Annotated in this window: 9 protein-coding genes; 7 read left to right on the top strand and 2 right to left on the bottom strand. The window is 41.9% G+C overall.

Going from position 1 to position 11,476, the window contains the following annotated elements:
• From QNK26_RS07685 to QNK26_RS07655, 7 genes are all read left to right on the top strand, one after another.
• Window positions 1–1,022: DUF1566 domain-containing protein (locus tag QNK26_RS07685; RefSeq protein WP_319221991.1), on the top strand; the 1,022-nt coding region annotated here is incomplete at its 5' end.
• Window positions 1,019–1,561, top strand: coding sequence for a DUF1566 domain-containing protein (locus QNK26_RS07680; protein ID WP_319221989.1), 543 nt, complete (start codon window positions 1,019–1,021; stop codon window positions 1,559–1,561). The genes QNK26_RS07685 and QNK26_RS07680, both read left to right, overlap by 4 nt.
• A 261-nt stretch (window positions 1,562–1,822) precedes the next feature.
• A complete protein-coding gene (locus QNK26_RS07675) occupies window positions 1,823–2,281 on the top strand; it encodes a c-type cytochrome (protein ID WP_319221987.1) in 459 nt (152 codons plus the stop codon).
• Between the two features lie 183 nt (window positions 2,282–2,464).
• A complete protein-coding gene (locus tag QNK26_RS07670; protein WP_319221985.1) occupies window positions 2,465–3,511 on the top strand; it encodes an ethylbenzene dehydrogenase-related protein in 1,047 nt (348 codons plus the stop codon).
• 35 nt (window positions 3,512–3,546) lie between these two features.
• Window positions 3,547–4,269: a hypothetical protein gene (locus QNK26_RS07665; RefSeq protein ID WP_319221984.1), complete on the top strand. Its 723-nt coding sequence runs from the start codon at window positions 3,547–3,549 to the stop codon at window positions 4,267–4,269.
• Window positions 4,270–4,616: 347 nt separating this feature from the next.
• A complete protein-coding gene (locus tag QNK26_RS07660; RefSeq protein WP_319221982.1) occupies window positions 4,617–5,696 on the top strand; it encodes an efflux RND transporter periplasmic adaptor subunit in 1,080 nt (359 codons plus the stop codon).
• A 29-nt stretch (window positions 5,697–5,725) separates the two neighbouring features.
• Window positions 5,726–8,821 carry an efflux RND transporter permease subunit gene (locus QNK26_RS07655; protein WP_319221981.1) on the top strand — a complete coding sequence of 1,032 codons (3,096 nt, stop codon included), beginning with the start codon at window positions 5,726–5,728 and terminating at the stop codon, window positions 8,819–8,821.
• A 133-nt stretch (window positions 8,822–8,954) separates the two neighbouring features.
• Here the strand turns inward: QNK26_RS07655 and QNK26_RS07650 are convergent, their stop codons facing one another.
• Together QNK26_RS07650 and QNK26_RS07645 are read right to left on the bottom strand one after the other, a co-directional pair.
• Window positions 8,955–9,596, bottom strand: a complete 642-nt coding sequence (locus tag QNK26_RS07650) for a TetR/AcrR family transcriptional regulator (RefSeq protein ID WP_319221979.1) — start codon at window positions 9,594–9,596, stop codon at window positions 8,955–8,957.
• A gap of 9 nt (window positions 9,597–9,605) precedes the next feature.
• Window positions 9,606–11,210, bottom strand: a complete 1,605-nt coding sequence (locus tag QNK26_RS07645; protein WP_319221978.1) for a wax ester/triacylglycerol synthase family O-acyltransferase — start codon at window positions 11,208–11,210, stop codon at window positions 9,606–9,608.
• Window positions 11,211–11,476: the final 266 nt, after the last annotated feature.

Raw genomic sequence — 11,476 nt, 5'->3', positions numbered from 1 at the left:
TTGCCAGTGAAGGTCACGATTTTATTATTCGGACGCCAAGCCCAATTTCGATTCCAGTAAATGAAACGGAAGTTGATATCATATTGGATTTCATTGCTGATGATATTCCTGAAGGTGGGGAATCATTGATCTTGCAACTTAGCCCTCCAGATAATGCTGAATTAGGTGAGCTGAATACATTCACCTTTTTAATTTCTGGTGATGTCGGCCTTAATGATACAGGTATTACAACTTGGTATGACGGCAGTAGTTTTTCTAGTTTAGTCCCTGATTCTGGATACCCTGGACAGGATGCTGATTTTGGTCGTGATTCGCAAGCTAATGAGGGGTTTGATGGACCTGATGCATTTAGCTTCACAAATTTAGATGACGATGGTAATGTTTTACCGCCTCTGGATGTTAATGCTCGCTGTGTACAGGATAATCGTACTGGTTTGGTATTTGAGCTAAAACAAGCAGGGCAAATACTACCAACAACAGGTGGTGAAACATTAAGAAAAGCATTGCAGGATCAGATCGACGCAGGTAATGATCCATACATTTTGGCTCATCGAAATTGGCAAGCAAATAACTTTAAATATTATTGGTTTAACAGCGACAATACCACTAACGGTACTGGTGCCGGTGCGCAAGGCAATAAGTTTGTTATACCTACATACCCTATCTCTAGTATTTGTGCTTTCCCTAATGAAAATATGTCTAATTACAACGTAGATAGTACGGCTTGTAATACTCAAATTTATGCTGATACTTTAAATAGTTCATCTCTCTGTGGTTTTCAGGATTGGAAGCTACCAACGATAGAACAATTACGTTCAATTCATAATTATCGCGAGATTTTGTTACCGATTAACGGAACTGATTTTTTCCCGAATAAAAAAATAGGTGAATACATTTCTGCTAGTCCTTCAGCTGATGGTACTGGTGCGATTTGGTGTATGTCTAGTGATACTGGTCAGGTACGTTTATGTCGTAAAAATTCACCTGCATTTGTACGAATGGTTAGAGGAGGAGCACAATGATGAAAAGAATATGCCTGAATGTAAGCTTACTGGCAGTATTAACTATGCCTGTTATGGCTCAAACATGTAAGCAGGATAATATTACGCCTTCACATTCTATTGGCCAGTTTTTGGATAACGGCGATGGTACAGTTACAGACATTACTAATGAATTAATGTGGTCAACATGTTCCTTAGGCCAAATTTATAAAGATGGTAATTGTGCAGGATCTGCAAAGAGTTTTACTATTTGGGATGAAGCGCTATCAGCGATTGATGGTAGTAATAATTTAGCAGGCTATAGTGATTGGCGTTTACCTAATATTAAGGAACTTGGCTCATTAGTAGAGCGTTCTTGTGTAGCTCCAGCGATTGATCTCACTCTTTTTCCTTCAACACCATCACTACCTTATTGGTCTAATACATTTGATCGTACGGGTATAAATAGTGCATCTAACATTAAAGGTTTGATTGTAGACTTTCATGATGGAGCTGAAATAGTAAGGTCTATAAATACTCAAAGATTAATTCGAATTGTTAGGGACATACCTAGCCAATAATTACTACTGTCACCACCTCTTTACCATAAAATGCGCGAGTGAGCTTAATACTCACTCGCGCATTTTTATATCCATAGATAACTTCATCTACAACTAACATCAAATGGCGGAGTTGGGTTATCTTCATTTGGATTTCAGGATCAACTGTCAAAGTGTACACAATTAGTAAAAGTTAAAAGGAAAGCTATACTTGAGCTGCTATAGACAGAGTTACGTATATGCAATGTATACGTTTTTGAATTCGAATTGGAGCACCATAATATGAAACATTTATTATTAAGTATGCTAACCGCTGCTGCGATGATCCTGACTGGTTGTGAAACCGGCGTTGATTCACCAAGCGGTTTTAGTCTACCCGAAGGGGATGCAGCAAAGGGTGAATTGGTATTGGTAAAGTACCAGTGTTTATCATGTCATCAGCTGGACGGTGTTGAACCAACCGATGTCGTAGATAATCCAGCGTTATCAGTCAAGTTAGGTGGTAAAACAAGTGTAATTAAAACCTACGCGGAACTCGTTACTTCTATTATTAACCCATCACATAAAATAGCTAAAGGTTACCCTAAATCTTCATTACAGGTAGATGGGGTGTCAAAAATGGCAAATTATAACGATGTGATGACCGTCGATGAATTGGCTGATCTGGTCTTTTTCTTGCAATCTAGCTATGAGTTGACCCCATATCCGAGAACTCAATATCGTTATTATGAAACCATGTAGCGGTGAGCTGTCAATCGTATCTAACCTCGGTATCTGGTTGTAAGTGGCATTTCATTTCTTGATGTAGATCAAGCACAGTGTGTTAATTAATTGTTACTTCATCGTAGTGACCTGCATAGTATGCGTATTGCACTATTCTTTAGTAGTTATTTAATTCCACTAAGCTCGCTAAGGAGAACGACTATGAGGTCACCTCTACTTATTTTACCCGTAGTAATATCAGCTGCGTTGTTAACGCACCCTGTGTTAGCTAAAACTGTCGGTACACTCGATAATGTTGAGACCAGCGCCACTATTGTTGTCGATGGTATCGTAGATCCCGCGTGGTCGGCAGCACCTATGCTAAAAGTTAATATCAACAAAACGCCGTACCAACCGAACAATGGTTACGATGGTCTCAAGCAAACAATATATACAATGCAGTCGATGCGTAAGCAAGGTGATATCTATTTCCTTATTCAATGGAGTGATCCGACAGAAAGCGTGAATCGTTTTCCATGGATGCAGCAGCCTGATGGTAGCTGGCAACAACTGATGAACAAAGATGATACTGGCCATGACAATACTTATTATGAAGATAAAATGGCTATCCTCTGGAATATCAATCTAAAGTCTTTCAAGAAAAAAGGTTGTGCAGCTGCTTGTCATATGGCGAAAGATGGCATGCAAAAAGGCATTGCTGATAAAGCCCCTGGTCGTAAATATACCAAAGCCGGTACCACGATTGACATGTGGCATTGGAAAGGGGTTCGATCGAATCCTGTCGGTCAAGCCGATGATCAATATATTCACGACAACGTTGATCCGAAAGCCAATAAAAACTGGGGGCGCTCTGGTGATGCCAAAACAGGTGGTGGTTATAGCAATAACGTGAAAAATGGGCAACCTGCGTTTGTACAAACAGACCTGACAAATGATGCTGTTGTTGTGCTTGATGCTAACAAAATACCGATTGATTCAAATTGGAAACAAACAAATCGGATACCTGGCATTGTCACCGCCCCGTTTACCGGCTCGCGTGGTGATTTAACCGCTAAAGGTGTTTGGAAAGAGGGAATGTGGACGTTAGAGATCCGCCGTTCTATGGTCACTACCGGTAATAAAGCGAACACCCAAGATGTTCAATTTACAGATCTTTCTAAAGTATATGACTTTGGTGTCTCAGTATTTGATAACTCGCAAATCAATCATGTTTATCATGATGGTGTTTTGCAATTACGCTTTAAGTAGTCAGGCGCTGTAAATCTTAGAAAGGAGGAGCTGATGTGGATATTAAATCGTTGAACACTGCCGCTCGATTAGCTATTTCAGCGCTATGCCTGTCGGTTTTATACGGGATATTATATGCAGGTATGTCGATCTCACTGAGTACTACCGGTAAGCTCGCCCAGATCCCGAGTTTAGTCACTGTGCAACAAAAGTACGCTGGCGTTGCCATCGTGAGCGCCATGAAAGGTTCTATGTATGATTATGTTTCTGATGATGATTATATTGAGGTCGTGAAGGATTGGGTTGAAGCGGGATCGCCTCAAGTATTATATGATACTGACATCGCACCGATGATGGATGAAGATTGCACTGATTGTCATAGCGCAGGTTCAACCATGACTGATGCGATGACTTCATTACCATTAACAACTTATGATGAAGTGAAGACGTTGACCAAAAAAGGCATGCCTTGGAGTAAGTTAGCTGTAGCCACTCATACCCACTTATTTTCTATTGGTATGATGGTGTTTATTCTTGGTATGTTGATATCAATGGCGGGCATTTTTACTTGGATAAAACATGTATTGATTTGTGTTGCATTCTTAGGGTTGTGGGGCGATGTGTTATTTTGGACATTGGCTAAATTTGTTGGTTTTGTTGGCTATTTAATTCCCCTGACTGGTGGACTCCTTATTAGTGGGTTAGGTGCCATGTCGATTGTGGTGTTACTCGATTGTTGGATCAAGGTTCCCTGGATTAGCAAGCCCACGAACAGTTGAATTAGTTTGCTAAGCATCTAAAAATAATAACTTATTAACCGTGCAGACTCTATTGATACCGTAGTAAATCAACGCGGTGGTTACCAGCATTATTTTCTCGCTATGGCAGATGCTATTCACTCGCGAACTGTTTCACCTATTAATGCAGTGGATGCACTTTGGAGCATTAAACAGATTGAACTGGCAATGGAGAGCTGCGCTTAGCTAAAACGTTAACTGTTACGCGTTAAAGTTAAAAAAACATCGGCTATTTTAGATAATCCTCCATTTTCAACTAAAATACAGTGGTGTAGTCGAGTTATATTCGTTCTGGTTTCAGGATAGATTAACTCGACAGGGGAGTACCAATGCGATTGTATTTACTGAAGTCACCATTCTACGTTTTATTATTGGTATTACTCAGCCCAATCATACTCTACGCCGCATCTGATAAGGAGCCTGAACCCCAAAATTCAGGGCCTCCACCGATGTTGGTAGAAGTCAGCCCAATTACCCGTGGGGTAGCTGAGCCGATGGTCGAATTAGTCGGCAGTATTCGTTATGCGCGAGTATCACGGGTCGCTGCTGAGGTTGGGGGGATTGTCGACACCATTTACTTTACCGCTGGCGAGAGAGTCGAAGCAGGGCAGCCTTTGGTAAAACTGCGCTCAGACCTACTTGAAGCCAAGCTCGCAGGCACTCGTGCTAATTATCGTCAGGCACTGCTTCAACTCGAGCGAGCGAATAAAGATTTACAGCGTATCAAAGCGTTATTCGCCGATAAATCGGTTTCCGAATCCCTCTATGACGAAAATTATTATCGCGTGCTGGCGCAGAAAAAACGCGTCATAGCGCTCAAGGCAATTCTTGACTATCAGCAGTTACAAATACAAAAAACCCAGATTAAGGCACCATTTAACGGCTTGGTTCAAGAAAAACTGACTGAACAGGGAGAGTGGGTTGCTGCCGGAGGGCAAATTGCTGTAATTGCTGATGATCAACAGATAGAAGTTGAAGTCGATGTACAGCGACACCTGCTAGACTTTTTAGATACAGGGCGTCAAATTTTGGTTCGCAGTGCTGGGCAAGATTATATCGGTTTGTTTGTTTATTTTCTTCCGCAAGGTGATGTCGCGACACGGAGTTTTACTGTCAAACTAAAGCTTGAACAAGCGAAGGGCTTAATTGCTGGTATGCAAGCGAACGTTAGTTTACCCAGTGGCTCTAAAATAAACAGCTTACTGGTGCCGAGGGATGCGGTTATTAATCAGTTTGGTAAGCAGGTTATTTTTCTTGCCATTGATGGCAAAGCTAAAATGGTTACGGTTCAAACCCTCGGCTATCAAGGCATGTTCGTTGCTATAAAAGGGTCAGAACTTACTGATTCTCAACACGTGGTTACCAAAGGTAACGAACGCATACATGACGGTCAGGCGATTCGTTTTTAAGCGAAGCGCTGGCCATACAGAGATCGCTTATGGATATTATCCGCTTCTCAATTTTAAAACCGGTCACCATTTTGGCTGGTATTATCATGTTACTCATGTTTGGCATCCTCAGCCTGACGCAATTACCTTATCAGCTCAGTCCAACAGTGATAGAACCCGAAATACAGGTAAAAACCAGCTGGCGTGGAGCAACGCCTTACGAGATTGAGCGTGAGATTATTGAAGAGCAGGAAAGTATTCTCAAAGGCTTACCCGACCTAATCGAGATGGAAAGTGAAGCGCGCAACGGTCAAGGCAGTGTCACCTTACGTTTTAAGGTCGGCACCAGTGTTGAACAGGCGCTGTTACGTGTTACCAATAAAATCAACGAAGTTGCCTCTTATCCTGCCGAAGTCGATAACCCTGTAGTGAATGCTTCTGGTGCTACGGCCTCTCCAGTGATCTGGATGATCCTGAAAACGAAGGACGGTAATCGACGCCCGATCCAAACCTACAAAACATTTTTTGAGAATGAAGTTCGTCAGCATATTGAACGGGTTAAAGGGGTATCTGAGTTATTTATTGGTAGTGGTACCGAAGAGCAGATGCACGTTATTATCAGTACCGAAAAACTCGCCGCTTACGGGCTGACAATCAAAGGTGTGATCGAGGTGATCCAGAGTGAAAATACCAACGTATCGGCTGGTACGCTGGGGGTCGGTCGGCGTGATTTCCGCATTCGCACGACTGGAGAATTCAAATCGGCAGCAGACATTGCGGCAGTGGTATTACGCTCTACTGGGCAGCAACGTATATTACTCGGTGATATAGCTGAGATCCGTCAAGATTACGCCAAGAAAAATTCCGTGGTGTTGCACAATGCGATACCGGGTATTGCCATTGGTGTTCGTCCGGAAACCGGCACTAATATCCTAGAAATGACAAATCTGGTCGAAGCGCGTTATCAATGGTTGAATGAAAATACCCTCGCTTCAGAAGGGCTCTACCTCGAGTGGGTTTATGATCAGCGTTTCTACATTAATGGCGCTATTGATCAGATCCAACAAAACATCATGTTTGGTGGACTACTTGCCGTGGGGGTATTATTGCTATTTTTACGCAGTGTTCGTGCCACCATTGTTGTTGCTACGGCTATCCCAATCAGTATTATTGGTACTTTTATCTTTCTTGATGTGTTGGGGCGTAACCTCAATGTCGTTAGTCTCGCCGGGATCGCTTTTGCCGTGGGTATGCTCGTGGATAATGCCATTGTGGTTATCGAGAATATTGTGCGTCACCGGCAGATGGGGAAAACAGCATTCGATGCCGCCTTGTATGGCACTAAAGAAGTCTGGGGCGCTGTGCTAGCTTCAACCATAACTACTGTTGCGGTATTTTTACCTGTCGTGTTTATTGAAGAAGAGGCTGGACAACTATTTCGTGACATCGCTATCGCTGTTGTTGCTGCTGTTTCGTTAAGTTTATTTGTATCGATATCGGTGATCCCGATGTTTGCCTATCGGCTGTTCCGCGGTCAAAAGCAGGTAATAGTCAACAAGCGTTCGTTGCTCGATAGTTTAGGTCAACGCCTGTCCAATGGAGTCATGGTGCTGGTTACGCTGGCGATACGTAACTGGATAACGCGGGTTACGACTATCTGTTTACTTACCGGAATGGCAATCACATCTGTTTGGTTATTAACGCCTAAAATGGAGTATCTGCCACAAGGAAATCGTAATCTAGTTCTAAATATATTGATACCGCCACCTGGTTTATCGACAGCGGAGCGAGTTGAAATAGGTGAGCGTTTTTTTGATATGGCGCTTCCACACATCGGGGCTGATGTTGATGATGTACCAGCGATCAAGAATATGTTTTACGTCGGTGCCGAGGGGTTTGTTATTTCAGGGGCGATCAGTGAACACTGGGATCGTGCCAGTGAACTGCTGCCTTTTTTTACCGAGCTGATCTACAGCATTCCTGGCATGTACGGAGTGAGTTTGCAACCCGGAGTGTTTGAGTCTGGACTCGGTGAAGGCCGAGCGATCAAACTCAATATTAGTGGCCATGATTTGAACAGAATTGCCAGCGCGTCAGCGACTATGTTTAATATGATTAATACTCAGCTGGCGGGCAGCCAGATACGACCTATACCGTCGATTGAGCTCACTTATCCTGAAGTGCAGATTTTGCCAGACCATGATCGTTTGCGCGCTAACGATATGTCTACTCTTGATTTGGGTGTTGCATTGGATGTACTTATGGATGGTCGAGTTATCGGTGATTACAAGCAAGAAGGTAAAAAGAAGATAGATCTGATCATGAAAGCGGATGACCGTGAGTTTGTCACTCCAGAGGATCTTTATCAGGCGAATTTAGCCACCCCCCAAGGTAAGGTCGTTCCGGTGTCTTCATTAGCGCAATTGCAGCAAACCACAGGTATGGCCTTGATCCGTCATCTAGAAGGGAACAGAACCGTTACGCTGCAAATCACCCCGCCGAAGTCAATGCCATTACAAACCGCGATGGAAATCATCGAGCAACAGATAATTCCTGAGCTGAACAGAATGAACCTACTCGATGGCTTGCTCGTCAATATGAGCGGTGCAGCTGACAAATTAGTGCAGACTCGTGAAGTATTGCAGTGGAATTTTCTCTTGGCTATTTTTATCGCGTACCTGCTCATGGCGTCGTTGTTCAGCAATTTTATTTACCCGCTGATTATTATGCTGACTGTACCGCTGGCCAGTGCTGGTGGTTTTATCGGTCTCAAGTTATTGAATATTTTCATTGTACCGCAACCAATGGATGTGTTAACCATGCTTGGTTTCGTTATTCTTGTCGGCGTGGTGGTTAACAATGCCATCTTGATTGTCCATCAAGCGCTAAACAATTTTCACACTGGAGGAATGGACTATCAGCAAGCTGTGCTTGAATCGACCCGCAGCCGTCTGCGACCTATCTACATGAGTGCTACTACCAGTATTTTTGGCATGTTGCCGTTAGTACTGCTTCCGGGGCCAGGGTCAGAGCTTTATCGTGGTCTCGGTAGTGTTATTCTCGGTGGGTTGGCGGTTTCAACTATATTTACTATTTTCGTTATTCCGGCCATTTTGGTGTTTGTGATCAGGATGGAAACACGCTAGTTATTTTGCAAACCTAGTGGCATTGCCAGCCGTGGTGTAACCTGATAAAACAAAACCCTAGTGAGTGGATACTTACTAGGGTTTTTTTATCAAAATAGCTTATTCAACATCTTATTTAATACAACGATTAAGATTAGCTAAATAAACTGGTTGCTTCAACCGGGTTTTGCTCAACTTCATGTAAGTATTTTTCTTTGGATTCGCTAGAAAAATACGGTTCAACTAACATGATAATACGTAACACAATACGCTGAGTGATTGCTTGAAGATCGTAATCTTCTTCTGCCAATTGGGTATCCAATGAGTTGGTCGCAATTAAACAGATCGTATCAGCCATTGAGCTTTGCTGCGCTTCTGTCATCTTAATTTCACTGCTTGCGTTTAACGCGGTCAGCATCTTTAAGAAAAAGCTGTGGTGATTATTGACCAAACGCATAAAGCGACGCTTTAAAAGTTTATTTTCATCGAAGATTACTTTCATATCACGATAGAAGAATGAATACTGCTGAATCAAACCAACATACACATTTAAATATGCCCAATAATCTTCAAACGCTTGAACATCATCTTCATAGAATGACATCAGTTTATTAATGGCCGCTTCATACTCATAAAACAGTTCAGTTAATAATTGGTCCTTACCATTAAAATGATAATACAAATTACCAGGGCTAATCTCTAGTGCATTGGCAATCTCAACCGTTGACACTTTCACATGTCCGTATTGGCTGAACATTTCTAAACTACATTGTAATATCCGGTCACGTGTTTTCATCACTTTTCCCTAAGCTGACGCTGGCACAGTTTTGGTTTTTTTTTCAGCGACTTTTGAAGCGCTCACTGATGAATTTGTAGTAGGCTGAACAGGCGCTGTATTTGCAGTTGTTACTTGAACATCTTCAGCTTTTTGCGCATCAGCTAATAGTTGTTCAATAATAGCTAAGCTCTCTTGTTTAATGCCTGAATTGTCATTAGACAGGACCAAACGTGCAATTTGTTCTGTGACTGATGTTGTCGCGCTTGCAAGTACTTCATTTTCAAGCTCAATAAAGGCATTACTGACATATTCAGCGAGGTTGGACAAATCGGGTAGTGCAGAACGACATGAAACTAAGCCAACATTAATTAAACCGTTATAGCTGTATAACGTAATGTTCAGTGACATCCCTGGTGGTAATACTGAGATTGGGAAGCATTGATCCATCTTCGCGCCCATCATATACAAAGGTTCACGTGGCCCCGGCACATTTGAGATTAGGACGTTACCCATTGGCGGTAATACGGTATCTAAGTTGAATAATTCACTTACCACTGCTAGGCCTTGGCTCGCCATTGTATAGCTTGTCAGTGCTTCTTTTGTCAGTAGGCGAGTTTCATTTTTTAGTTTGATACACGAATCTTTAATGGTCATTAAGCGTTCGAGTGGTGACTCTCCACGGTAAGCCAATTCAACCAAACTGATAGCTACTTGGTTGTTGGTTACGGTATCGCCAGCGTCACGTAAGCTCATTGGCATTTGCGCAACAAGTGGTTTTTTAAGATTGAAATTCTTATTTGCAAGGTAGTTGTGAATAGCCATATCACAGATAGTGACAACCACATCATTAATCGTCGCGCCAGTCATCTTACCAATACGTTTGACACGTGTTAGTGGTAGTGCTGAAATGGCTGCTCGGCGAGCACGCTTAGGGCTAATTGAGAAGGGGGTTTTCGGTGCCATAAACGGGGTTGGCATATCTGCTTTATATACATTTGCAGCTTGAAAAAGTAATTTCGTGGTCAGTTTCGCCAATGATGGGATTGATTTAACTTGGCCTGATAACTTCTTCGATGTTTTGGTAATTGACGTCAGCATGCTATCAAGTTCTTTTTCTTTTTGCTCGCGTTCAATATTCCAAAACGCAGTCATTGGCGCATCGGTTTGATTGCTTAAATATGACATGAGTAGTTGATTTGCTTTCGCACCGTCAGTAAAAGCATGGTGAGCCTTGAGATAAATAGCAAACTTGTTATCTTCTAAGCCATCAATCAAGACCATTTCCCATAATGGTCGGTTTCTATCTAGTAGTGTTTCATGCTGATGTTCAACAAAATGCAGCAGCTGACTTTCATTACCTGGTTGCGGTAGCATTGCAAACCGTACATGGTAAGACAAATCAATGTAATCATCTTTTTTCCAGTAAAACTGTCCGGTAAGCTGTTTTTTTAGTTTTAAATTAAATGGCTGCTTCACCTCATCCTGGGACATCAAACAGTCAAATAAATCGCGAGTAAAGTTTCCCTCGTAATTGTCTGGAATGGTAAAAATCTGTAATCCTGCTACATGTTTAGGACTGGCAACTGTTTCTGTGTATAAAAAACCCATATCAACTAGCGTTAGTGCTTGCATTTTATCTAATCCCTATGCAGTAAATCCATAAAATAGAGTGCTTAGATTCTAAGCTCTACTTTTTCATATTCCTATATGGGTATATGTTAGTTTGTTGTTTTTGATTTGTAAATAGTGACAAGGTGTTAAGTGCAGCTTTAAGATAATGAAAATAATATTAAATATATTATACATTGTGTTACAGCTCGATTATTGATAATTATTTGTTAATTTAATATTGAAGTTAAAATATCAAAAAGCCTTATAGATAAAGAGGTCTGACTTGT

The sequence above is a fragment of the Moritella sp. genome, assembly GCF_033791185.1.
GTDB lineage: Bacteria > Pseudomonadota > Gammaproteobacteria > Enterobacterales > Moritellaceae > Moritella.
The sequence above is the reverse complement of the archived record's forward strand: the minus strand, read 5'-3'. Positions and strand labels throughout refer to the sequence as shown.